Annotated in this window: 22 protein-coding genes and 1 other RNA gene; 15 read left to right on the forward strand and 8 right to left on the reverse strand. The window is 65.8% G+C overall.

Features of this window, described 5'->3' with window-relative positions:
- Nucleotides 1-82 precede the first annotated feature (82 nt).
- The 9 genes from QX041_RS16425 to QX041_RS16465 all read left to right on the forward strand — a co-directional run bounded on the left by QX041_RS16425 (nt 83) and on the right by QX041_RS16465 (nt 12349).
- Nucleotides 83-3856 (forward strand): AsmA-like C-terminal region-containing protein, encoded by a 3774-nt coding sequence (locus QX041_RS16425; protein WP_315752463.1) that lies wholly within the window; start codon nt 83-85, stop codon nt 3854-3856.
- Between the two features lie 31 nt (nt 3857-3887).
- Nucleotides 3888-4829 carry a LysR family transcriptional regulator gene (locus tag QX041_RS16430; protein WP_315713383.1) on the forward strand — a complete coding sequence of 314 codons (942 nt, stop codon included), beginning with the start codon at nt 3888-3890 and terminating at the stop codon, nt 4827-4829.
- Between the two features lie 121 nt (nt 4830-4950).
- Nucleotides 4951-5832: a shikimate dehydrogenase gene (locus tag QX041_RS16435; protein WP_315713382.1), complete on the forward strand. Its 882-nt coding sequence runs from the start codon at nt 4951-4953 to the stop codon at nt 5830-5832.
- Nucleotides 5833-5911: 79 nt separating this feature from the next.
- Nucleotides 5912-7051, forward strand: a complete 1140-nt coding sequence (locus QX041_RS16440) for an ABC transporter substrate-binding protein (protein WP_315713381.1) — start codon at nt 5912-5914, stop codon at nt 7049-7051.
- A gap of 71 nt (nt 7052-7122) precedes the next feature.
- On the forward strand, nt 7123-7998 hold the full coding sequence (locus QX041_RS16445; protein WP_315713380.1) for a branched-chain amino acid ABC transporter permease: 876 nt from the start codon (nt 7123-7125) through the stop codon (nt 7996-7998).
- On the forward strand, nt 7995-8993 hold the full coding sequence (locus tag QX041_RS16450; protein ID WP_315713379.1) for a branched-chain amino acid ABC transporter permease: 999 nt from the start codon (nt 7995-7997) through the stop codon (nt 8991-8993). The genes QX041_RS16445 and QX041_RS16450 overlap by 4 nt, the downstream gene beginning before the upstream one ends.
- Entirely contained in the window at nt 8990-9733 is a 744-nt protein-coding gene (locus QX041_RS16455; RefSeq protein ID WP_315825248.1) for an ABC transporter ATP-binding protein, read from the forward strand. Before QX041_RS16450 ends, QX041_RS16455 begins: the two co-directional genes overlap by 4 nt.
- Nucleotides 9734-9743: 10 nt before the next feature.
- Nucleotides 9744-10481 (forward strand): ABC transporter ATP-binding protein, encoded by a 738-nt coding sequence (locus QX041_RS16460; RefSeq protein WP_315713377.1) that lies wholly within the window; start codon nt 9744-9746, stop codon nt 10479-10481.
- Nucleotides 10478-12349 (forward strand): bifunctional sugar phosphate isomerase/epimerase/4-hydroxyphenylpyruvate dioxygenase family protein, encoded by a 1872-nt coding sequence (locus tag QX041_RS16465; RefSeq protein WP_315825247.1) that lies wholly within the window; start codon nt 10478-10480, stop codon nt 12347-12349. Before QX041_RS16460 ends, QX041_RS16465 begins: the two co-directional genes overlap by 4 nt.
- A 1-nt stretch (nt 12350) precedes the next feature.
- Here QX041_RS16465 and QX041_RS16470 read toward each other — a convergent pair whose 3' ends face one another.
- Entirely contained in the window at nt 12351-13274 is a 924-nt protein-coding gene (locus QX041_RS16470) for a LysR family transcriptional regulator (protein WP_315825246.1), read from the reverse strand.
- A gap of 90 nt (nt 13275-13364) precedes the next feature.
- Between QX041_RS16470 and QX041_RS16475 the strand changes: the two genes are divergently transcribed.
- Nucleotides 13365-14153 carry an NAD(P)H-dependent oxidoreductase gene (locus QX041_RS16475; protein ID WP_316165980.1) on the forward strand — a complete coding sequence of 263 codons (789 nt, stop codon included), beginning with the start codon at nt 13365-13367 and terminating at the stop codon, nt 14151-14153.
- Between the two features lie 16 nt (nt 14154-14169).
- Here the strand turns inward: QX041_RS16475 and QX041_RS16480 are convergent, their stop codons facing one another.
- The 7 genes from QX041_RS16480 to ssrA form a co-directional block, all read right to left on the reverse strand.
- Nucleotides 14170-16047, reverse strand: a complete 1878-nt coding sequence (locus QX041_RS16480) for a ferrous iron transporter B (protein ID WP_316165981.1) — start codon at nt 16045-16047, stop codon at nt 14170-14172.
- Between the two features lie 20 nt (nt 16048-16067).
- A complete protein-coding gene (locus tag QX041_RS16485; RefSeq protein ID WP_315713372.1) occupies nt 16068-16343 on the reverse strand; it encodes a ferrous iron transport protein A in 276 nt (91 codons plus the stop codon).
- Between the two features lie 107 nt (nt 16344-16450).
- Nucleotides 16451-16738, reverse strand: coding sequence for a ribbon-helix-helix domain-containing protein (locus QX041_RS16490; RefSeq protein ID WP_315713371.1), 288 nt, complete (start codon nt 16736-16738; stop codon nt 16451-16453).
- Nucleotides 16738-16923: a DUF4169 family protein gene (locus tag QX041_RS16495; protein WP_315713370.1), complete on the reverse strand. Its 186-nt coding sequence runs from the start codon at nt 16921-16923 to the stop codon at nt 16738-16740. The genes QX041_RS16490 and QX041_RS16495 overlap by 1 nt, the downstream gene beginning before the upstream one ends.
- A gap of 238 nt (nt 16924-17161) precedes the next feature.
- Nucleotides 17162-18586, reverse strand: coding sequence for a class II fumarate hydratase (fumC, locus tag QX041_RS16500; RefSeq protein ID WP_315713369.1), 1425 nt, complete (start codon nt 18584-18586; stop codon nt 17162-17164).
- Nucleotides 18587-18682: 96 nt separating this feature from the next.
- The gene (locus QX041_RS16505; protein WP_315752475.1) at nt 18683-19213 is read right to left on the reverse strand and encodes an SspB family protein; all 531 of its coding nucleotides are present in this window, start codon (nt 19211-19213) and stop codon (nt 18683-18685) included.
- 260 nt (nt 19214-19473) lie between these two features.
- Nucleotides 19474-19828, reverse strand: a transfer-messenger RNA (tmRNA) gene (gene ssrA / locus QX041_RS16510).
- Between the two features lie 94 nt (nt 19829-19922).
- On the opposite strand from ssrA, the gene QX041_RS16515 reads away from it, so the two are divergent.
- The 5 genes from QX041_RS16515 to QX041_RS16535 all read left to right on the forward strand — a co-directional run bounded on the left by QX041_RS16515 (nt 19923) and on the right by QX041_RS16535 (nt 24514).
- Nucleotides 19923-20519 carry a chromate transporter gene (locus tag QX041_RS16515; protein ID WP_315713652.1) on the forward strand — a complete coding sequence of 199 codons (597 nt, stop codon included), beginning with the start codon at nt 19923-19925 and terminating at the stop codon, nt 20517-20519.
- Nucleotides 20516-21049 (forward strand): chromate transporter, encoded by a 534-nt coding sequence (locus tag QX041_RS16520; protein WP_315713367.1) that lies wholly within the window; start codon nt 20516-20518, stop codon nt 21047-21049. Before QX041_RS16515 ends, QX041_RS16520 begins: the two co-directional genes overlap by 4 nt.
- Before the next feature lie 97 nt (nt 21050-21146).
- Nucleotides 21147-21926 (forward strand): tripartite tricarboxylate transporter TctB family protein, encoded by a 780-nt coding sequence (locus QX041_RS16525; RefSeq protein ID WP_315713366.1) that lies wholly within the window; start codon nt 21147-21149, stop codon nt 21924-21926.
- Between the two features lie 7 nt (nt 21927-21933).
- Nucleotides 21934-23448 (forward strand): tripartite tricarboxylate transporter permease, encoded by a 1515-nt coding sequence (locus QX041_RS16530; protein WP_315752476.1) that lies wholly within the window; start codon nt 21934-21936, stop codon nt 23446-23448.
- A 271-nt stretch (nt 23449-23719) separates the two neighbouring features.
- Nucleotides 23720-24514, forward strand: coding sequence for a thymidylate synthase (locus QX041_RS16535; protein ID WP_315713364.1), 795 nt, complete (start codon nt 23720-23722; stop codon nt 24512-24514).

Genomic DNA, 24514 nt, shown 5'->3' on the forward strand with positions numbered 1-24514 from the left:
CTCCGGTATCGATGCCAGTGGGCCGCGGCCGCATTGGTTTTAAGGTTGGGACGCCGGAGCGTTGTCCTTTGAGGGAGACCCCGTGCAGACGACCCTGCTCGGCTTGGCGATTGCCTTCATCCTTGCGCTCCTTGCTGCGCTGATCGGCCCGTACTTCGTCGACTGGAACCAGTTCCGGCCGCAGTTCGAGGCCGAGGCGGGCAAGATCATTGGCGTGCCCGTGCGGGTCGCCGGTGCGCTGGACGCACGGCTTTTGCCGACGCCGACGCTGCGGCTGCGCCAGGTCACCTTCGGCGGCGCCAACCACCTCGGCAAGCTGCGCGCCGACAAGCTCGACGTCGAATTCAGCCTCGGCGACCTCATGCGGGGGCAGTGGCGGGCGAACGAGCTCACCATCGGCGGCATGGCGGCCGATCTCGGCCTCGATGCCAAGGGTCAGGTCGACCTGCCGGCAGCCTCCGGCCGCTTCGATCTGGCCGCGCTCGCCATCGACCGGCTCAACCTCACCGGCCGTGTCGCGCTGCACGACGCGGCCAGCCGCTCGACGCTGGAACTGACCGACATCGTCTTCTCCGGCGACGTGCGTTCGCTGGCCGGTTCGCTGCGCGGCGATGGCGCGGTGTCGATCCGCGGCGGCCGCTACCCGTTCCGGGTGTCGTCGAGCCAGGACAAGGACTCCAACGGCCTGCGCGTCCACCTCAACATCGACCCGGGCGAGCGTCCCGTGATGGCCGACATCGAAGGCCTCATCAGCTTCCCCAACCGCTCGCCGAAGTTCGAGGGCGCGCTGACGCTGTCGTCGCCCCCGAAGGAGCAGGGCGCCGACAACGACAAGCCCGCCCAGCCCGTGAAGGAGCCATCCGCAAAGCAGGCTCAACAGGCCAAGGCGGGTCCGCTGAACCAGGCCGGCGCGACGCCTTGGCGCATCGCCACCAAGATCGTCGGCGACCAGGCGTCGGCCAAGCTCGACCAGATCGAGGTCAGCTTCGGCCAGGAGGATCGCTCGCTCAAATTCGCGGGCAGCGGCGACGTCCGTTTCGGCGCCGCCCCCGTGCTGAAAGCCTCACTGTCCGCACGCCAGCTCGATGCCGACAAGCTCCTGGCCGGCGGTGACGACATCAAGGATCGACGGGCGATCGCGCCCGCGCTGGTGCTGCCGGCGCTGCGCAATTGGATCGCACAACTGCCGACCCTGCCGATGCCGGCCAACGTGCAGTTCGCGACCGAGCAGATCATGCTTTCCGGCCGCCCGGTGCAGAACTTTACTGCCGACCTCCACAACGAGCCTTCGGCATGGAGCCTCGAAAAGGTCGATCTGCGCGCGCCCGGCTCGACACGGCTGACCTTCCGGACCATCGGCATCTCGACCTCGGTCACATCGGGCTTCACCGGCGCGCTTGATCTCGAATCGTCGGAGCCCGACACGCTGGTGGCCTGGCTGCAGGGCCGCAGCGACAGCAGCTATCGCACGCAGCGTCCGCTGCGGCTGCGTGGCGACCTCAACGTGGCGCCGGAGCGGGTCGCGATCGACAGCCTCAAGGCCGACATCGACGGCGGCTCCGTTGATGGACGCGTCGCCCTCGTCAACCGGCCAGCGGGGCCGGGCTCGCGTTTCGAGGCGGTGCTGAAGGGCGATCGGCTCGATCTCGACGCGGCGATGGCCGTGACCCGTTCGCTGGTCGGCGTTACCGGCGAGTGGCCGGCGGAGGCCAGCGTGGCGCTGGACGTCGGCCGCGCCAAGCTCAGCGGCCAGGAGCTGCGTCCGCTCACCGCGCGCTTTTCCTACGATCCCAAGACCATCGCCATCGACCAGATCAAGTTCGGCCAAAGCAGCGGCGTGACGAGCGAGGGCTCCGGCCGGTTCGATCGCGCCGATGCAACCGGGCGGCTGGTGGTGACCTCGATGGCCGGCTCGCTCAAGGAGATCACTGCGCTGGTGCAGCCGCTGGCGCCGCAGATCGCCGCCCGCTTCGATGCGCTCGGCACGCCTGCCGGTGCCGCCCGGCTGAAGCTCACGCTCGATCTCGCCAAGGATCCGGCCAATGCCGATCGCAGCCAGGCCAAGGCGGTGCTCGATCTCGACGCGCCGCAACTCAAGGGCTCGGCGACGCTGACGGCAAAACCGTCGGCGGCGGCGCTGCGCAGCTTCGAGCTCGATGCGATCGATCGAACCGAGCTTGGAATCGAGAGCCGGGTGTCGTCGGAGCAGGGCAGTGCCGTGCTGGCGCTGCTCGGACTCGATCGCGTCGCGGCGGCGGGCAACGGTCCGGCCCAGTTCGACGCCAGCGTGACCGGCAGCTGGCGGACGCCGCTGCGGGTGAATGCGAAGCTGTCAGGCGCCGGTCTCGATGGCGATGCGCAAGGCTCCGTCGATCCCTGGGGCGACACCGCCAAGGCCAACGTCAATCTGCGCCTGCGCAGCGCCAACCTGTCGCCGTTGTTCGGATTGAAGCCGCAGGATCCGGCGGCGCAGAACATCCGGCTGTTCGGCCGTCTTGGTCTTTCCAACAATCGCGTGACGCTCGACGACATCGACAGCACGGTCGGCGGATCGCGGCTGCGTGGCCGGCTCGCGCTGGTGCTCGATGACGACAAGCAGATCGACGGCGAACTCGGGCTGGATGCGCTCGACGTGCCGCAAGTGTTCTCGGTGCTGATCGGCGGGGCCGGGCGTGAGTCGGCCGAGCCTTTGGGCGCCGGTCTCTTGAAGGGATGGCGCGGACGCGTCTCGTTTCAGGCCCTCAGCGGCGCCATTCTGAACGGCACTGATCTGCGTCCGCTGGGCGGCGCCATCAAGAGCGACGGCCAGTCGCTGACCATCGAGAATCTCAAGGGCAAGCTCGGCGGCGGCGACGTCAACGCGACCGTGGATGCGCGCTCCAACGCGAATGGTCTCGTCCTGAACGGCCGCGTCGAGTTGGCCGGCATTGACGGCAACGCGCTACGCTATCACAGCCTGAAGATGCCGGCCGGCAAGGTTTCGGCGCAGATGACGCTCGCCGCCGAAGGACGCAGCGTGCAGGCAATGATCAATGCGCTCTCGGGCAATGGCACGGTGACGCTTGACAATGCGGCGCTCCCCAATCTCGACCCGCGGGCGTTCGATGCGGCGTTGCGCGCGGCCGACGCAGGCCAGGTGAGCGACGACGGCAAGTTGCGGCAGGTGATCGAGCCGGTGCTGGCATCGGGGACGTTGCCGGTCACGGCTGCGCAGATCCCCTTCATCATCCGCGATGGCCGGCTGCGTGTCGGCGCCACCACGCTCGAAGCGCAGGGCGCCCGTGCCATCGTCTCCGGTGGCTTCGACATTCCGGCCGATCAGGCCGACATTCGCGTCAGCCTGAGCACGAGCACGGTCGGCAATGCCAATAGCCGTCCCGAGATCCAGCTGTTCGTGGTCGGGACGTCCGAGGCGCTGACGCGCGCGGTCGACGTCACCTCGCTGTCGTCGTGGCTGGCGGTGCGTGCCATCGATCGCGAGACGCGGCGGCTGGATGCGATCGCGCGCGGCGAGGTGCCGCCGGCCTATCCGTCGTCGACGGCGTCGCTGCCCGGTGCACCCGAGGCTGGCCCGGCGGCACCGAGCGCGGCCGACGTGCCGCTGCCCGGTCGTGATCCGCGGCGCGAGCCGCGCACCAAGCTCGGTGGTCCGCGCGCCGTCGTGCCGCCGCTGACCCCGCCGCTCTCGGCTCCCGCCCCTGCGCCTCAGCCGGCGGCACCGATGGCATCGAGCCAGCCGCAGGTCGCGCCCTTGCCGCCGCCGGTCGAGATCAAGCCCGCGCCGGGTGCGCTGCCGCCGCGCCCACGGCCGGTGCCGCGTCCGCCGGTCGTGCTGACGCCGCCGGGCAGTCCATGATGCCGGCTGACGGCGTGCGGAGACCGCGCCGATGATGACCTTGCGACAGGTCGAGGTCATTCGCGCGGTCATGGTGACGGGCACCATCAACGGCGCCGCGCGCCTGCTAAAGGTGTCGGCACCGGGCGTCAGCCGTCTGGTGAAATACACCGAGCGCTCGCTCGGCATCCGCTTCTTCCAGCGCCAGAACGGCCGCTACTTCCCGACGCCCGAGGCGCAGAACATCTTCGAGCAGATCAACAGCGTCTACGAGAAGGTCGACGATCTCAGCTACATCATCTCCAACATCGGCCGTGGCGCGCTGTCGGAACTGCGCGTCGGCTCGGTGCCCAGCATCTCCCAGGTGATGGTGCCGCGCGCGATCGAGCGCGTCCGCCGCCGCTATCCTGATTTGGGCATCGACATCAACATCCTCAAGATCGAGGAGGCGATCGACTATCTGATGCTGGGAAAGGGCGAGTGCGTGGCGATGAGCTACCGGCTCGATCATTCCGGGCTCGAATTCCTGCCGCTGGCCTCAGGCGAATTGTTCTGCATCGTGCCGCCGGGACACGAGCTCGCCGGCCGCAAACAGGTCTCGGCTGCCGAGATGACGCGCTATCCGCTGATCGGCATCGATCCCAACGACCCCTACGGCCGGATCATGGCCGAGATCTTCGCGCGCAACAAACTCAGCTACAATATCTCGATCAAGGCGCGCTTTGGCACCACAGTCTGCGCGCTGGTGAAGGCCGGGCTCGGCATCGCTGTGATCGACCAGTTCACGGTCGCGCATGGCGGCTATCCCGGCATTGAGTTGATCAAGATCGCCGAGCCGACGCGGTTCGACACCTACATCGCGGTCAAGCGCGGTACGCCGCTGTCGCTCTACGCCGAACACTTCATCGACTGCTTGCGCGCGGAGATGCGCGCGCTGGAGCCCGGCCGACGTCAGGTGGCCAAACCGGCGAAATCCGGTGGCGGCAAAAAATAACATGATGTTAGGTTCAGCCGATATTTGAGTAATTGTGTTAGCGAGCGGACGCGCTATCGTCTGCAACGAAATCCGCGCGTGCGGCGCTCGCACGTCACAGCAGCAAGAGACAAAAGCGAACGTGCCTGATCTTTCCGCGCTCAAAGCCCGAAAATTCCTGACCGGCTTGATCGGTGCCCCGATCGCGCATTCGGCCTCTCCCGCCATGCACGAGCACGCCGCGGCGGCGCTCGGCGTGCGCTGCCATTATCAGCTGATCGAGGTCGCCGGCGCGGATCGTGCCGGACTGGCGATGCTGCTGGAGGGCGTGCGCCGGCTCGGCTTTGCCGGCGTCAACGTGACCTATCCCTACAAGGAAGCCGTGGTCGAGCTGCTCGACGAGTTGGCGCCGAAGGCGGCGGCGATGGGCGCCGTGAATACCGTCGTCGTCCGCGACGGCCGGCTGATCGGCCACAACACCGATACCACCGGCTTCGAGCGCGCGGTGGCGCCGCTGGTCAGCCAGAGCCATCGCGGCGTCGTGGCGCTGATCGGGGCCGGCGGAGTCGGCAAGGCGATTGCCTTCGCACTTGCGAACCTCAAAGTCGCTGGGCTGCGAATCTATGACACCGAGCGGGCGCGCGCCGCGAAGCTCGCGAGCCTGCTGCCTGCCGGCACCACGGTGACTGTCGTCGACAGCGTCGAAGACGCGCTTCAGGGAGCGGTGGCTGTCGTCAACGGCACACCGATCGGGATGCTGCCGAACCGCGGTACGCCGGTGCCGGATCACTTGCTGCGTGCCGACCTCTGGGTCGCCGACGCGGTCTATTCTCCGCTCTGGACTCCGCTGCTGAAAGCCGCCAGGGCCAAGGGCGCTCAGGTCCTGCTCGGCCGCGAGCTCGCGATTTACCAGGCCGCGGACGCCTTCGAATTGTTCACCGACCTTGTGCCTTCGACCGAGGCGATGGGGGCGGCCTTCGACAATCACATGGCGGAGAGATATCCGGCGGTTGACGCCGCCTGAGCCGACCGCCAATACGCGGCGGAACAAGTCGTTCAAGCAAGAAACGCAAACAAGCGTTTAAAGCAGAGGAGGAAACAACGTGAGATCGATCATCCTGGCCGGACTGTGCTCGGCCGTGCTGCTGTCCGGAGCCGCCTACGCGCAGTCCGGTGCCCCCATCAAGATCGCCAACGTCGCCGAGCTGTCCGGCGGTGGCGCGACCGTCGGCACCAACTGGAAGAACGGCATCGACCTCGCGGTCGAGGAGATCAACGCCAAGGGCGGCATTCTCGGCCGCAAGATCGAGGTGAGCCACGCCGACTCGCAGTCGAACCCCGGCGTCGCCCGTGCCCAGGTGCAGAAGGCGCTCGACGCCGAGCCCTATGTGCTGCTCGGGCCCGGCTATTCCGGATCGGTGAAGGTGACGGCGCCGCTGGCGGCCGAAGCCGGCATCACGCAGATCATGGGCGGCGAGGCGGCCGAGCTGACGCAGGCCGGCAACAAGTTCCTGTTCCGCACCTCGTTCGGCCAGCAATCGTCGATGCCGAAGGTCGCCAAGTACATCAACGACGAGATCAAGGCGAAGTCGGTGGCGGTGGTTTGGGTCAACAACGACTTCGGCCGCGGCGGACGCGACGTCATCACCAAGGAGTTCAACCGCCTCGGCATCAAGGTCGCGGCCGACCTGTCGACCGAAGCCGGCCAGGCCGACTTCGCCGCCGACGTCAGCAAGATCAAGGCGGCCGCGCCGGATGCCGTCTTCATCTATGTCAACGAGGAAGAGAGCGCGCGCATCCTCAAGGAGATCAAGCGCCAGGGCGTGACGGCGCCGCTGATCGGCGAGACCACGCTGGTCGGCCAGAAGGTCATCGAGCTCGCCGGTGATGCGGCCAACGGGGCTCGCGGCCATGTCGGCCTCACCACCGATGCGCCGGTCGAGGCCATCAAGGCGTTCCGCGACCGCTTCGTGAAGAAGTACAACTACGTGCCCGACCATAACGGCCTGAAGGGCTATCTCGCCATCTACATGGTCAAGGCCACGACCGAGAAGATGGGCAAGGTCGACTCCAAGGCGTTTGCCGATACGCTGCACGGCCTGACCATCAAGACATCGGCCGAGCCGAACATCCTGATGGACGTCACCTTCGATCAGAATGGCGACATCGATCGCCAGGGCTTCCTGGTCGAGGTGGTCGAAGGCAAGCAGGTCGTCAAGCAGGTGCTGCCGAAGCTCAACTGAGGACAACGGTCGACCGGCGGCGCCGGAGGGGATGCCAGTGCCGCCGTCACCCAAAGGCTTAGGGGGAAACGATGTCCAATCTGCTCGACCTGATCGTGGCGGGTCTCGCCACCGGCGCCATCTACGCGCTCGTTGCCGTCGGCTTCACCTTGCTGTGGCAGACCTCGCAGACCATCAACTTCGCCCAGGGCGAGTTCGTGATGCTGCCGGCCTTCCTGATGCTCGCGGTGATGCATCTCGGCGCGCCGTTCTGGCTCGCGGTTCTCGTCGGCATCCTGTTGTCGGCACTTCTGCTCGGTCTCGCCTTCAAGATGCTGCTGGTCGATCCGATGCTGCGGCATGGCGTGCTGCCGCTGGCGATCGCCACCATGGCGCTGGCGGTCGGGATCAAGGAGGCGGTGAAGCAGTTCTTCAGCGCCGAGGCCTCGCCTTTCCCTTCGATCGTGCCGGTAGGTGACGTCACCGTCCTGGGCCGGGCGATTTCGCTGCAGAGCCTCGGCGTGCTCGCCGTCGCGATCCTCGCGGTCATCGGATTGACCACGCTGTTGAACCGCACCTCGCTCGGCCATCAGATGCAGGCTGCCGCGCAGAATCCCACGGTGGCGCGCATCATCGGCGTGCCCGTCGAGCGTATGATCCTCCTGACCTTCCTGATCAATGCCGTGCTGGTCGCGCTGGCGTCGCTGCTGATCACGCCGATCTATCTCGCGAAGTTCTCCAGCGGCGAGGTGCTCGGGCAGGCGGCGTTCATCGCCGCGATCGTTGGCGGCTTCAACCAGGTGCGCGGTGCCATCGCCGGCGGTCTCCTGATCGGCGTCGTTGACAACCTCGCCGCGGCCTACGTCTCCACCCAGTATCGCGCCGCCGTTCCGATGGTGCTGCTGATCCTTGTCATCCTGTTCCGGCCGCAGGGCCTGCTCGGACGCGCCGAGGAGCGTACGGTATGAGCAAGCACAGCAGACTGCTTCTCGTCGCGCTGGCCGTCGTGGTCATTGCGGGTCTGATCATCATCCCGATGAACTTCAACCGCTACGGCCTGTACATCCTGAGCCAGTGGGCGGTGATGACCATCGCAGCGATGGGATTGAACCTTACGCTTGGCTACGCCGGGCAGGTGTCGCTGGCGCAGGGCGCCTTCGTCGGCATTGGCGCCTATGGGGCGGCGATCCTGACCACGCATGGCTGGCCGCTGATTGCCGCGCTCGGCCTCGTCATCTTGATCTGCTTCATCGTCGGCTGGCTCCTCGGCTATCCGGCGCTGCGCGTTCAGCATCACTATCTCGCCTTCGTCACGCTCGCGTTTTCGACGCTGGCGTTCCTGGTGTTCCGCAACGAGAGCTGGCTCACCAACGGCATCTACGGCATCAGCAACATTCCACGTCCCGACATCTTCGGCTTCCCGACCCGCAAGCCGCTGCCGTTCTACTATCTCTGTCTCGGCTCCCTCGGCCTCGTGACGCTCGCGATGTGGTGGCTGATCCGCTCGCCCTGGGGCCGCGCCTTCATGGCGCTGCGCGAAAATCCGATCCGGGCGCAATCGCTCGGCATCGACACGCGCCGCTATACGCTGATGGCGTTCGCGATCGGCTCGGTGCTCGGCGGCATCTCCGGCGTGCTCTATGCGCCGCTGACGCAATATGTCGATCCCGTACCGTTCAACCTGCAGCTCTCGCTCGACCTCCTGATGATGGTCATCGTCGGCGGGGCCGGCTTCATGCTGGGACCGTTCCTCGGCGCCATGATCGCGGTGCTGCTGCCGGAGTGGCTGCGCTTCGCGGAAGGCTATTATCTGATGCTCTATGCGGCCGCCGTGATCGTGCTGCTGATCTATTCGCCGAGCGGCATTCTCGGCATCCTCGACCGCTATCTCAGCTCACGGCGAACCCAGGCGGCGTCCGCGTTGCGGGCCGCGGCTCAGTCCAAGCTGGAGGCCGTGCGATGACCGCAGTTCTCGACGTACGCGACGTCAAGAAGAGCTTCGGCGGAATCACCGCCGTCAACGGCGTCAGCTTCGACGTGCACGAGGGCGAAATCCTCGGTCTCATCGGCCCCAACGGCTGCGGCAAGTCGACCTTGTTCAACTGCATCCTCGGCCAGCTGGTGCCGAGCGCGGGCGAGGTCAGGGTCGACGGCAAGCTCGTCACCGGCCAGCGCCCGTCCGAGCTGAACCGCCTCGGCGTCAGCCGCACATTTCAGCTGCTGCAGGTGTTCCCGAAACTGTCGGTGCGCGACAATCTGATCCTCGCGGGCCAGGAGCATCGCGGCAGCATGCTGTCGCGCCTGTTCGGCCCGTCGGATGCGGGGCTCACGGAGACGGCCGATCAGATGATCGGCTTCTTCAAGCTTGAGCATCTCGCCAACGAGCCGGCCGGTGGCTTGTCCTATGGTCAGCAGAAGCTGCTCGATGCCGCCATGGCCTTCATGGGCGGCCCGCGGCTGGTGCTGCTCGACGAGCCTGCAGGCGGCGTCAACCCGACCATGCTGGGCGACCTCAAGGAGCGGCTGATCGCGATCAACCGCGAACGCCGCGCCACCTTCGTGGTGATCGAGCACAACATGGAGTTCGTGATGTCGCTGTGCTCGCGCGTCATGGTGATGGCGGAGGGCAAGGTGCTGGCGATCGGCAAGCCCGACGAGATCAGGGCCAACCCGGCCGTGATCGAAGCCTATCTCGGACATTGAGGAGACGGCGATGAGCGATCCCATTCTCGACGTCCAGAACCTCGTCGGCGGCTACGGCAAGATGACGATCCTCAACGGCACGACCTTCTCGGTGCCGGCGGGCTCGATCACCACCGTCATCGGTCCGAACGGCGCCGGCAAGTCGACCGTGTTCAAGGCGATCTTCGGCCTGCTCAAGCTGCGCGAAGGCAAGGTGGTCTTCAAGGGCCGCGACGTCACCGGCTTGAGCCAGCGCGCGCTGCTCGGCGCCGGCATCTGCTACATCCCGCAGGGCCGCAACATTTTCGGCGAGCTGTCGGTCCGTCACAATATCGAGCTCGGCGGCGTGGCCGCACCGCGCGAGTTCGATCTGGCCGCCCGTGTCGAGGCGGCGCTCGACGTCTTTCCCGTGCTGCGCAGGAAGGCGGACCGGCAGGCCTCGACCCTGTCAGGCGGCGAGCAGAAGCAGCTCGAAATCGCGCGCGGGCTTCTGCTCGAGCCGCAGCTCGTGCTGATCGACGAGCCCTCCATCGGCCTGTCGCCCTTGATGGTGCAGCAGACCTTCGACATGCTGAAACAATTGCGCGACCGCGGCGTCTCGGTGCTCCTGATCGAGCAGAATGCGCGCTCGGCGCTGGAGATCTCCGACTACGGCATCGTGCTCGAGCTCGGCCGCACCCGCATCATCGACAAGGCCGACCGCGTGCTGGCCGATCCGCGCATCGGCCAGCTGTTCCTGGGCGGCGCGATGGAGGAGACGGCGGCATGAACCAGCGCTCGATCGCAACGGTCTCCATCTCAGGCGCGCTCGACGAGAAGCTCAAGGCGATCGCCGCCGCCGGCTTCGATACGGTCGAGATCTTCGAGAACGATCTCGTCGCGTTCGGGATGCGGCCGCGCGAGATCGGGCAGATGTGCCGCGACCTCGGACTTGCGATCTGCGCCTATCAGCCGTTCCGCGATTTCGAGGGCATGCCGGAGCCGCAGCGCGCGCGCAACTTCATCCGCGCCGAGCGCAAGTTCGACCTGATGCAGGAACTCGGCACCGATCTGCTGCTGATCTGCAGCAGCGTGTCGCCGGCCTCGCTCGGCGGCATCGACCGGGCCGCCGCCGATTTCCACGAGCTCGGCGAGCGCGCCGCGAAGCGCGGCTTGCGCGTCGGCTACGAGGCGCTGGCCTGGGGCCGCCACGTCCATGACTATCGCGATGCCTGGGAAATCGTCCGCCGCGCCGATCACAAGGCGATCGGCGTCATCCTCGACAGCTTTCATGCGCTGGCGCCGGCGCTGCCGACCAACGCGATCCGCGCGATTCCGGCCGACAAGATTTTCCTGGTGCAGCTTGCCGATGCGCCGAAGCTCGAACTGGATGTGCTGTCCTGGAGCCGGCATTTTCGCAGTTTTCCGGGGCAGGGCGATCTGCCGGTAGGCGCGTTCATGGAGGCGGTCGCCGCGACCGGCTATTCCGGGCCGCTGTCGCTGGAGATCTTCAACGATCAGTTCCGCGCCGGCTCGGCGCCGCGCACCGCGCTCGATGGCATGCGCTCGCTGCTGCTGTTGCAGGACGACCTCGCTGGAAAGACGCCGGCGTCATCGGCCGCGCGCTTCGAGCCTCGGGTCAAGAGCCACGGCATCGGCTTCGTCGAGTTCGCGGTCAGCGAGGACAAAGCGGAGTCTCTGGCGAGACTGTTCGGACAGCTTGGCTTCCGCAAGACGGGGCGTCATCGCAGCAAGGCGGTGCAGCGCTGGTCCCAGGGCGCAATCGAGTTGGTGATCAACTGCGAGCCGGCCAGTTTTGCGCATTCACACTACGTCACGCATGGGGCTGGTGTCTGCGCGTTGGCGCTGGACGTCGACAGTGCCGCTCGTGCCATGGCGCGGGCGCAGTCCTTGAAGACGCGCACCTTCACCCAGCCGGTCGGGCCGGGCGAGCTGGAGATCCCGGCGATCCATGGTGTCGGCGGCAGCCTGCTGTACTTCCTGGATACCCACGGGCGGCACTGGGACGTCGATTTCGAAGCCGTCGCCAGCGACAAGAGCACCGACCGTCTCGTCGCGGTCGATCACATCGCCCAGTCGATGCCGCATGAGGAGATGCTGTCCTGGCTGCTGTTCTATGCCGGGCTGATCGACTTCTCCCGCCTGCCGCAGATGGAGATCGCCGATCCCAGAGGCCTCGTGCAGAGCCAGGCGATCGTCAACGGCGATCGCAGCCTGCGCTTCATCCTCAACGGCTCCACGGCGACGCGCACCTTGTCGTCGCGCTTCATCTCCGAGTTCTTCGGCTCCGGCGTCCAGCACATCGCGTTCTCCTGCGACGACATCTTCGCGGCCGTGGCCGAGATGCGCGCCCGTGGTGCCGGCTTCCTCGACATTCCCGACAACTATTACGACGATCTCGAAGCCAAGTATGATCTTGCGCCCGAGACGATCGCAGCGCTCCGTGCCAACGAGATCCTGTACGACCGCGACGGCGACGCCGAGTTCTTCCAAGTCTACACCCATATCTTCGAGGAGCGCTTCTTCTTCGAGATCGTGCAGCGGCGCAACTATCAGGGCTTCGGTGCGGCCAATGCCGCGATCCGGCTGGCCGCGCAGGCCCGCGAGGTACGGCCGGACGCGATGCCGCGGCTTTAGCTCAGGGCTCGGGCCGGATGCCGGGCAGGCCGACGATCTCCTCGGCGAGATAGTCGATCAGCAGCCGCACGCGCGCGATGCCGGCGCGCTCCGGGACGATCAGCATGTTGAGGGGAGTCGATGGCAGACGGTGGTCGGGCAGGATGACCGTCAGCCTGCCAGCCGCGATGAGGTCGTCGACCAGCCACGCATGGCTCCCGCCGATTCCGCGCCCGGACAGCACGGCCTCTCGAACCGCGAGTCCGTGATTGGTGCGGAAGCAGCCTCTGAACGGCACCTCATGGCGTTCTCCGTCGGGTCCCATGACGACGAGCGACTCGCTGCCCGCGACGTTGGTCATGCGGATGCCGTCATGCCCGATCAGCTCCTGCGGCGTGCGCGGCGTGCCGCGTTTCGCCAGATAGTCCGGCGAGGCGACAAGAAGCCGGTGCGAGTAGCCGAGCGACCGCAGCTTCAGAGAACTGTCGGTGAGCGGAGCGAGACGCAGTGCGATGTCGACACCCTCCCGCACGAGGTCGATGCGCTCGTCGGTCAAATTGAGATCGATCGCGATGTCCGGGTAGCGATCCTGGAACGCGAAGACGAGCCGCGTGATGTGCAGGATCCCGAAGGCCGCCGTACAGGAGATCCGGATCGTGCCGGCGGCGGCGCCACGCGCACCGCGTGCCTCGTCGCCGGCCTGGTCGATCAGGCGGAGGATCTGGACGCAGTTCGCGTAATAGCGGCTGCCTTCGTCGGTCAGGGTCACGCGCCGGGTGGTGCGGCTGAGCAGCGGCACGCCGGTCGCATCCTCCAATTCCTGAAGGTGACGCGAGATGGTGGATTGGCCCAGCCCGAGCTCGCGCGCCACGGCCGACAGGCTGCCGCGCTCGGCAACCCGGACGAAACTGCGCATGTTGATGAGGCTGATGCCTGACTTATCCATAAATCAGCATAATGTTATCGATATATGCCATATAGTGGATAGGTGGGCGCGCGTCTATGTTCCGGCTGTTCCAGCAAAGGGATCAAGGCCATGAATGTGCTGCTCGTCTTCGCCCACCCCGACCCCCGCTCGCTCAACGGTGCCCTACGCGACGTCACGGTTGCCGAGCTCGAATCTCAAGGCCATCAGGTCAGGGTCTCGGATCTCTATGCGATCGGCTGGAAGGCGGCTGCGGATCGCGCCGACTTTCCGCAACTGCCGCCGGATGCGCGCCTCAACGTTGCCACCGCGTCGGGCGAGGCCTTCAAGACGCACACGCTCACTGACGACGTCAGGGCCGAACAAGAGAAGCTCTTGTGGGCCGACGCGGTCATCCTGCAGTTCCCGCTGTGGTGGTTCACGATGCCCGCGATTCTCAAGGGCTGGGTCGACCGGGTGTATTCCTACGGCTTCACCTATGGTGTCGGCGAGCACAGCGACAAGCGCTGGGGCAACCGCTATGGCGAGGGTGTGTTTGCCGGCAAGCGCGCGATCCTGGTCGTGACCACCGGCGGCTGGGAGGAGCACTATTCGGCGCGCGGCATCAACGGGCCGATCGACGATCTCCTGTTTCCGATCAACCATGGCATCCTGTTCTATCCCGGCTTCGACGTGCTGCCGGCCTTCGTGGCGCACAAGGCGAGCCGGATCGACGAGGCCGGATTTGTTGAGATCGCTGACCGACTGCGCGCGCGGATGCGGACGCTGTTCACGGATCAGCCGATTCCGTACCGGCGGCAGAACCACGGCGACTATCTGATCCCGTCGATGCAGCTTCGTCCTGAGCTCGGCGCGCCGGACGCGCGCGGCTTCGCGCTGCATGTCGACGCCGCGCGCTGACGCGATGGGCGCGGGCTCAGCCCGCGCCCATCGCGACCGCGATGTGGTAGGTCGCGAACGCCGCCGCATAGGCCAGCGCGAACATGTAGAAGAAGGTGACAGCCATCCAGCGCCAGCTGCCGGTTTCTCGGCGGATGACGGCGAGCGTCGAGGCGCATTGCGGGGCGAAAATGTACCAGGCGAGCAGCGCCAGCGCCGTGGCGAGGCTCCATTTGCTGGCCAGCACCTGTCCGATCTGCTCGGCGGCCTCCTTGCCGCCTTCGATCGCATAGACGGTGCCGAGCGCGGCGACTGCGACTTCGCGGGCGGCCATGCCGGGTACCAGCGCCACCGCGATCTGCCAGTTGAAGCCGACCGGCGAGAGCAGGGGGGCGATCGCCTGGCCGATCATCGCCGCGAGGCTGTAATTGATCGCGGGCTCGGTCGCGCCCTCCGGCGGCTGCGGGAACGACGCCAGGAACCAGATCAGCACCATCATCGAGAAGATCGTGGTGCCGGCGCGCTGCAAGAACATCTTGGCGCGGGTGTAGACGCCGATCGCGATGCTGCGCAACCGCGGCATCTTGTAGTCCGGCAGCTCCAGCATGAACGGCGCCGGCTGGTAGTCGCGCATCAGGAAGAACTTGACCAGGAACGACACCAGCAGCGCGCTGATGATCCCGGCGGCGTAGAGCCCGAACATCACCAGGCCCTGCAGGTTGACCAGGCCCCAGATCTTGGTCGGCGGGATGAAGGCCGAAATGATCAGCGTATAGACCGGGATCCGCGCCGAGCAGGTCATCAGCGGCGCGATCAGGATCGTGGTGAGCCGGTCGCGCCGGTTGTCGATCACGCGCGTCGCCATGATGCCGGGAATGGCGCAGGCAAAGCTCGAGAGCAGCGGGATGAAGGCGCGGCCATGCAGCCCGGCGCCGCCCATGATGCGGTCCATCAGGAACGCCGCGCGCGCCATGTAGCCGAAATCTTCCAGGAGCAGGATGAACAGGAAGATGATGATGATCTGCGGCAGGAAGACGATGACGCTGCCGACGCCGGAGATCACCCCGTTCTGCAGGAAGCTCTGCAGCAGGCCTTCGGGAAGCTCGTCGTGAACGAGCTGGCCGAGCGCATCAAAAGCCGCCGATAGCACCTGCATCAGCGGCTGGGCCCAGGCGAACACCCCCTGAAACATCACGAACAGGATCGCCAGCAGGATCAGCAGGCCGCCGACCGGATGCAGCGCGATGGCATCGATCCGGGCGGTCCAGGTATCGGGCCGCTCGGGCAGGCTGACCGTCTCCGCGATGATACGGTCGGCCTCGCGCTGGGTGGCGCGCAGCTCCGGGACCGTGAGGGGACGCCAGGTGTTGGCGCGCTCTCCGGTGGCCGCGGCCGCCTGGGCCAGGAGCTCGTCGGTCAGCCGCAGCAGGTCGTCGGTGCCGCCCTTGCGCACGGCGATCGACGTCACGACCGGCACGCCCAGCGCCTGCGACAGCGCGGAGACGTCGACCGTTACGCCGCGCCGCTTGGCGATGTCGAACATGTTGAGCACGAGCGCCAGCGGCCGGCCGGTGCTCTTGAGCTCGAGCAGCAGCCGGATCGTCAACCTGAGGTTGGTGGAGTCGGCAACGCACAACACCAGGTCGGGCAGGACCTCGCCGGTGGCACGTCCCAGCACGAAATCCCTGGTGATTTCCTCGTCAGGGCTGCGACCGCGCAAGGAATAGGTGCCGGGCAGGTCGACCAGCGAGACCTGGCGGCCCTGCGGGGTGACGAAGGCGCCCTCTTTGCGCTCGACCGTGACCCCGGGATAGTTCGCGACCTTCTGGCGGCTTCCCGTCAGCGCGTTGAACAGCGAGGTCTTGCCGCTGTTGGGCGTACCCACCAGGGCCAGATGCAGCAGAGGGCTTTCCATGACGACGCTTTCCGCGCGGCCTATGCCACGATGACGGCCATGGCCTCGCGCCGGCGGACCGCGACGGTGATGTTGTCGACACGCACGGCGATCGGATCGCGCCCGACGATCCCCTCATGCAGGATTTCGACCCGGGCGCCCTCGACGAAGCCCAGTTCGATCAGCCGGCTCTCCAATTCGACGTCCGGCAGGGACGAGCTCGCGCCGCCCGCAGCCAGATGCTGGATTGTTCCGGTATAGCCTCGCCGGGCGAGACCGAGCGGCTGAGGCGGCCTTGTATCGCAAATTTCGCTCATAGCCTGTATTTTCAATCGCGTGCCAAGAGGTCAAGCGCGGCATGTTAAATGCCGCGGCATCTTAGAGCGATTTTAAACAGGCCGGGCGGATCGCCGTCTGATCTGCCTCAAGGAGCCGCGGCGGCTGCCGTGTGCCGGGTGTCCACCGCCGCCTTCGGCTCGAGGCCTGAAGACGCTGCGGCGCGGCTCTTGAAGTGGTCGAGCACGAACAGCCGGATCGCCGAGGACAGGTTGCCCTGCTGGCGATTGTTGTCGATCTCTCCGACCAGCTCGGACAGGGTCATGTTACGGAGACCCGAAATCTCCTTCATGCCGTTCCAGAAGGCCTCTTCGAGGCTGACGCTGGTCTTGTGGCCTGCGACCACGATTGAACGTTTTACGACGGGCGACTTCATCACGCGTCCTCGCCATTGATACGATGTTGATCGAGTAATTCGTTCGCGCGCTTGTCGCGTTGGGCGTCAGTTGCGCGTTCGGACTTCGTCCTGCCGAAGCGAGCGCGGTTGCTTTCGGCGACCTTCGCTTCCTGATCGCGCTCCACGCGCTTTCTGAAACGCTTCAAGTTGATGACATCACCCATGCTTGCTCCAATCATCTAAGCCATCGAACGTCGCGACGAGAGCATGCGCATTGCGCGGATGAGCCCAGGCGTTCTCCAGACAATCATGTCATCGCTCCCTGATAGTTCGATGGCCATTCGCGTCGTTGCGAGCGGGATTTGTTTACTCAACAAACGCAGCAGAACTTGTAGTCGAGAGTATCCTTTAGGGGTTAACAGCGAGAATTGCATCACCCCCCGTAGTACTACGGGGCTACCGCTACGCTCGCCCCGGCCTTGTCATCCTCTCGGGTTGAACGAGGCGGTCGAATTCGTCCTCGGAGACGAGACCGAGCCGCAAGGCCTCTTGTTTCAGCGTGGTGCCGCGCTGATGCGCTGATTTCGCGACCTTGGCAGCGTTGTCGTAGCCGATCTTCGGCGCAAGCGCTGTCACCAGCATCAGCGAGCGCTCCATCAGCTCGCGAATGCGAGCAGCGTCGGCCTGAATACCGGTTACGCAATGTTCGCTGAATGAACGTGCTGAATCACCTAGTAATTGTATGGACTGCATCATGCAATGTGAAAGCAATGGTTTGTAGACGTTCAGTTCGAAATGACCCTGACTGCCGCCCATGGTGATCGCCGTGTGATTGCCGAACACCTGGCAACACACCATCGTGAGCGCTTCGCACTGCGTCGGGTTCACCTTGCCCGGCATGATCGAGGAGCCCGGCTCGTTCTCCGGCAGGATCAATTCTCCCAATCCGGAGCGCGGGCCTGAGCCGAGGAAGCGGATGTCGTTAGCGATCTTGAACAGGCCGGCGGCCGCCGCATTCAGCGCACCATGGGTGTACACATAGGCGTCGTTGGACGCGAGCGCCTCGAATTTGTTGGCCGCGCTGGTGAAGGGCAGGCCGGTGATGTCGGCAACATGCTTGGCGAACAGCTTTGCGAACTTCGGATCCGCGTTCAGGCCGGTGCCCACGGCGGTGCCGCCCTGCGCCAGCGGCAGGAGATCCCGCGCCGCAATCTCGATTCTTGCGATCGCGCTCTCGACCTGCGCGGCGTAGCCGGAGAACTCCTGCCCCAGCGTGAGCGGCGTGGCGTCCTGGGTGTGGGTGCGGCCGATCTTGACGATGTCCGCGAACGCCTCCTGCTTGGCGCGCAATGCCGCCAGCAGCTCCGACAGCGCCGGCACCAGATGGCCCGAGATCGCGCGCGCTGCGGCGATGTGCATCGCGGTCGGGAACGAGTCGTTGGACGACTGGCTCATGTTGACGTGGTCGTTCGGATGAACGGGCTTCTTGGTGCCGCGCTCGCCCCCCAGCAGCTCGCTGGCGCGATTGGCGATCACCTCGTTGAGGTTCATGTTGCTCTGGGTGCCCGAGCCGGTCTGCCAGACGACCAGCGGAAAGTGGTCGTCGAGCTTGCCGTCGATGACCTCCTGCGCCGCTTGGACGATGGCGTCCGCCATGCGCGGCTCGAGCTGGCCGAGCTCGCGGTTGGTCTGGGCCGCGGCCATCTTCACCAGCGCAAGCGCGTGCACGATGCCGATCGGCATGCGGTCGTGGCCGATGCGGAAATTCTGACGGCTGCGCTCGGTCTGCGCGCCCCAATAGCGATCGGCGGCGACCTCGATCGGGCCGAAGCTGTCGGTCTCCGTGCGCGTCGCTCCGTGCGATGATGGATTTGCTGAATGTGCCATGAAGCATGCCCATGATTGGTGGTGAACCGGCGTCGACCGGTTCAAGCATGCTTCAATCTCGTGGTCCAACCGGCGTTCCGCGCGCGGCGAATGCGCCTACTTCTTGCGGAAACGGTCCAGGCGCACGACCTCGGCGCCTTCTCCCGGCGAGGCTGGCGGGAGCGGCTTGTCGTCGCTGGTCTCGGCCGGTGTCGCAGGCTGCGGACCGGCGATGGCCGATGGCGCCGGTGCGGCCGGCAGCTTCGGAGCTGGCGGCGTCTCGGCAATCGCCTCCGACGGCTCGAACTGCAGTCCGAATTGCACCGACGGATCGAAGAAGCTCTTGATCGCGTGGAACGGCACCACGAGGCGCTCAGGGATGCCGCCGAACGACAGGCCGACCTCGAACCGATCCTCCGAAACCACCAGATCCCAGAACTGGTGTTGCAGGATGATCGTCATCTCCTCCGGATATTGCGCGAGCAGCCGCGGCGACAGCTTCACGCCCTCGGCCTTGGACACGAAGGTGATGAAGAAATGATGCTCGCCCGGGAGACCATGGGCAGCAGCGTCGGTCAGCACCCGGCGCAGCACCCCGCGCAACGCGTCGCGCGCCAGCACATCGTATCGAATATGATCCGTCGCCATGATCGGTCCTGTATCGTGAGGGCTGCGCCCGACGTGTCGAGCGGCCGCGCCCGGCAGGCAGCAGCATTCCCGACTCGCGTCAGTCACATCGTACCCGGCATCGGTGCCGAGGTCAGCAGCCATGCCGGTCGATCGCCAGATATGGGAACGGGTAGAAGCTGGCGGAAGTCCGGTCAACGGAGGAATGAACGGATGACGCGCCAAAAAACTGGGACAGCACGGCCCGCGACGGGGAGACCGGCCAAAGCGGGGCAAGTGAAAGTGGAGGCTTCTGTTGCCAGGTGCCTCCGAACCCCGCCTAACGGAGCTTAACCCGTTAGGACTTTAAGGTGGTCTTTCAAACTGCGTTACGCAGCCTGAGCAACCGGAGCAAAGTTGTCGTTGGCAACTATTGCAGTAGCCCGATAACGGCGGAACAATACCGGGAAAAAGCTCGCCCTTTACGCCCTCGTCGATCCTATTTCGCCCCCGCCAAAACCCATCCGTCGGTGGGCTTTGGTGGAGGCGCCGGGTACCGCCCCCGGGTCCGAATGGTTTATTTCGACGGCGATTTATTTCCATAGCCGGCAAGCCGGCACCCCCTATATAGGCCGCCGGCCGGCGGATGCACAGGGCCGAAACGCCGCGGCGCGCGACAAAAATGTGGGCGGCTGCTGGGAACCTCTGGTTCGACCTTGGCAGTCTGGTTTTCGTCCTCCTACAGTGCGGCATGCCTCCCGAAGCTGCGCAGGTTGCCTCTCCCGCTGCCGACATCGCCAGACACCCGCCCAGCCTCCGCACGCTCTTCTTCGCATTCGCGAAAATGTCGCTGTCGGGCTTCGGCGGCGTGCTGGTGTTCGCGCGGCGTGCGATCGTCGATGAGCATCACTGGATGACGGCGGAGGAGTTCAACGCGACCTTCGCGCTCTGTCATTTCCTGCCCGGACCGAACATCGTGAATTTCTCCGTGGTGTTCGGCGCGCGATTGCGCGGTGTCGCGGGTGGAATCGCTGCCTTTGCAGGCCTGCTCGGACCACCGATGCTGCTGATCACCTCTCTCGGTGCCATCTACGGTCATTTTGGACAAGCCGACACGTGGCGACGGGCGCTTGCAGGCGTGTCCTGCGTGGCCGTGGGTCTGCTGGCGTCGGTGGTGTTTCGCATGATCTCGCCGCTCCTGAAGAAGAGCGACGTGGCGGGCGTTGCCGTCGTGGCTGGCGTGTTCGTGGCGATCGGGCTGGCGCGCCTGCCGCTTCAGGAGGTTCTGCTGGTGGCCGTGCCGCTCAGCCTAGCCGTCACCTATGCCAAGACGCGGTCGGCACGATGAGCGGGGACGACAATCCGTTGTTCCAGCTGTTCTGGACCTTTGCGTTGATCTCGCTGTTTGCGGTTGGCGGCGCAGTGGCGGCGATTCCCGAACTGCAACGTGTTGCAGTCGAGGCCCGGCACTGGATGACGGACAAACAGTTCGCCGATCTGTTCGCACTCTCGCAATTGTCGCCCGGGCCCAACGTTCTGATCGTCACCCTGATCGGCTATTCGGTCGCAGGCGTGGCAGGTGCGGCGGTCGCGACGATCGCGATGTGCGGTCCCACCGCCGTGCTCTCCTATTTTGTCAGCCGCTGGCTCTCGAATGCGCGGGATGCGCGCTGGCCCGCCATGCTGCAGGCGACGCTGGTGCCGTTGTCGATCGGCTTGATGGCGGCGAGCGCATGGATTCTCGGTCAGGCTTCCGACCAGACGTGGCGGGCGTTCGCGCTGACGGTCCTTGCCGCAGTCGTTGCATCTATGACGAGACTCAATCCGCTCTGGCTGCTCGCCGCGGGCGGCTGTCTTGGTTTTGCTGGCCTTCTCTAGGGAAAGTCGCTAGGCAAAATAGAAGCGCGACCGGTTTGCTCCGGGCCGCCGAACGAAAACAGTGCCGGCCATCAAGGCCGATCGGGGAGGGCGAGGCATGGCCGAGACCACGGGCCAATTGTCGGGCGAAACGGCGGGCATGTCGGCCGCCCGCAGCGTGACCGGCGCATCGATCATTCTGGTCCTTGCCTTCGCGCCACAGATCATCGAACTGCTGATCGCCTTGGCCGGTCTTGTAGGTCCACTCTCCGGACGCGGTCCGCTGCAGGTCATTGGAGCCCATGCGTCGGCCTTGTCAATGGCGATCCCGAGCCTGGCGCAGCAATATGCCGCAAGCGGCAAGACCTCGCTGTCTTCCGATGTTCTGCTGGCTCTCATCTACACCTATCCGCTGATCGCGGTCGCGGTGTTCACATTCATGGTACGTCCACGCGCGCCGCAGGACTATTTCGGCGGCGTCGTGCTGATGGCGATCGCGCTGTTCGCGTTGTGGGCCTCCAGCGACCTGCAGGGCATGCGCGGCTTCTCGTTCGGTGCCGGAACTGCGCCGCGGATGTTCGGTCTGCTGCTGCTAGGGCTCGGAGCTGCCGTGGCCGTGATCGGCGTCGTGAGTGAAGGCGCGCAGCTTGCGACCTATCACTGGCGCGGACCGCTGTTCGTCTCGCTCGCGATCCTGACCTTCGCCGTCTCCATTCGCCCGCTCGGACTATTGGTCACGGGGCTTGCAAGCTTCCTGATCGCGGCGATCGGCAGCCCCGAGACGCGCTGGCGCGAGGCCCTGATCGTCGGCATCTGCCTGACCGGCGGCTGCGCGCTGCTGTTCCCCTACGTGCTGGGGTTGCCGATGCCGCTGTTGCCGCGTTTCCTTTTGCAGTGAGGGCGTGATGGATCTGTTTGCAAATCTCGCCCACGGTTTCGCCGTCGCGTTGTCGCCAATCAATCTGCTGATGTGCCTGATCGGCGCGCTGGTCGGCACGCTGGTCGGCGTTCTCCCGGGCATCGGGACCATCGCCACCGTCGCGATGTTGCTGCCGATCACCTTCGGCCTGCCGCCGGTCGGCGCGCTGATCATGCTGGCCGGCATCTACTACGGCGCCCAGTATGGCGGCTCGACGACGTCCATCCTGGTCAACATTCCCGGCGAGGCGACGTCGGTGGTGACCGCGCTCGACGGCTTCCAGATGGCGAAGCAGGGCCGTGCCGGTCCAGCGCTGGCGATTGCCGCGATCGGCTCATTCTTCGCCGGCTGCGTTGCCACCGTGCTGATTGCGATCCTCGGCGCGCCGTTGACCAAGCTCGCGCTGGCGTTCGGCCCGGCCGAGTATTTCTCGCTGATGGTGCTGGGCCTGATCTTCGCAGTGGTGCTGGCGAAGGGCTCGGTGCTGAAGGCGATCGCAATGATCGTGCTCGGCCTGCTGCTGTCGATGGTCGGCTCGGACATCGAGACCGGCGTCTCGCGCATGGCCTTCAATATTCCCGAGCTCGCCGACGGCCTGGGCTTTGCCACCGTCGCGATGGGCGTGTTCGGCTTTGCCGAGATCATTCGCAATCTCGATGCCGGCGCGGAGATGGACCGCGACCTCGTGCAGAAGAAGATCACCGGCCTGATGCCAACCAGGAAGGATCTGAAGGACTCCGCGCCGGCGATCCTGCGCGGCACGGTGCTCGGTTCGATCCTAGGCATCCTGCCGGGCGGAGGTGCGGTGATCGCCTCGTTCGCGGCCTATACGCTGGAGAAGAAGATCGCGCGAGATCCGTCGCGGTTCGGTCGCGGTGCGATCGAGGGCGTCGCGGCGCCGGAGAGCGCCAATAATGCGGCGGCGCAGACCTCCTTCATTCCGCTGCTGACGCTCGGCATTCCGCCGAATGCGGTCATGGCGCTGATGGTCGGCGCGATGACCATCCACGGCATCGTGCCGGGCCCGCAGGTGATGCAGAAGCAGCCCGATCTGGTCTGGGGCATGATCGCCTCGATGTGGATCGGTAATCTCATGCTGATCATCATCAACCTGCCGCTGGTCGGCATCTGGGTGCGGCTCTTGCGCGTGCCATACCGGCTGATGTTCCCGTCGATCGTGATCTTCTGCGCGATCGGCATCTATTCGGTCAACAACGCGCCGGTCGACGTCGTCCTGGCGGGCGCGTTCGGCCTCGTCGGCTACTGGCTGATCAAGCATGATTTCGAGCCGGCGCCGCTGTTGCTCGGCATGGTGCTGGGCCCGTTGATGGAGGAGAACCTGCGCCGGGCGCTGCTGATCTCGCGCGGCGACTGGTCGGTGTTCCTGACGCGGCCGCTGTCGGCCGTGCTGCTCGCGATCGCGGCGGGGCTGTTGGTGCTGGCGGTGCTGCCGACGTTGCGCCGCAAGCGCGACGAGGTCTTCGTGGAGAGCGAAGGCTGACCTGCGTCGGCGGACCGGACGCCGGAGGCGCTCGGGACGCTGGTGAAGGGCGAGATCGTCAAATGGTCCGCGGTCCTCAAGCCGGCGAGCTGGGTACGGAACGGCCATGGATCGGGAGGGGGGGCGGAGCGCGCGGTTCCGCCCTTGTCGTTTGTAGCGGTGGCCGAGATTTTTCGGGGTATAATTGACGGCCGGGCCGAGTCGAGGCTAGGGCCGGGCGATCCCTGTCGTTAAATTCGCCGCCTTCTGCGAAAGGCCGCCAGCGCGCACCATGCACCAGTATCACGACCTGCTCGAACGCATCCTGTCCGACGGCGCCGAGAAGCACGACCGCACCGGCACCGGCACGCTGTCGGTGTTCGGCCACCAGATGCGCTTCAACCTTGCGGCCGGCTTTCCGCTGGTGACCACCAAGCGGCTGCCGCTCAAGGCGATCGTGCACGAGCTGCTGTGGTTCCTGAAGGGCGACACCAACATCAAATATCTGCACGACAACGGCGTCACCATCTGGGACGAGTGGGCCGACGCCAATGGCGATCTCGGCCCCGTCTACGGCTATCAGTGGCGCTCGTGGCCGACGCCGGACGGCGGTCATATCGACCAGATCACGAACGTGATCGACATGATCAGGCGCAATCCGGATTCGCGCCGGCTGATCGTGACGGCCTGGAACCCGGCCGACGTCGAGAAGATGGCGCTGCCGCCGTGCCACTGCCTGTTCCAGTTCTATGTCGTGAACGGCAGATTGTCGTGCCAGCTCTACCAGCGCTCGGCCGACGTCTTCCTCGGCGTGCCCTTCAACATCGCATCCTATGCGCTGCTGACGATGATGGCGGCGCAGGTGACGGGATTGAAGCCCGGCGAATTCGTGCACTCCTTCGGCGACGTGCATCTCTATTCCAACCATATCGAGCAGGCGCGCCTGCAGCTCACGCGCGCTCCCCGTCCGCTGCCGACCATGACGCTCAATCCGGACGTCAAGGACATCTTCGGCTTCCGCTACGAGGACTTCGCGCTCGCCGGCTACGATCCGCATCCGCATATCAAGGCCGAGGTCGCGGTCTGA

The organism is Bradyrhizobium sp. SZCCHNRI2009 (assembly GCF_032485115.1).
GTDB lineage: Bacteria > Pseudomonadota > Alphaproteobacteria > Rhizobiales > Xanthobacteraceae > Bradyrhizobium.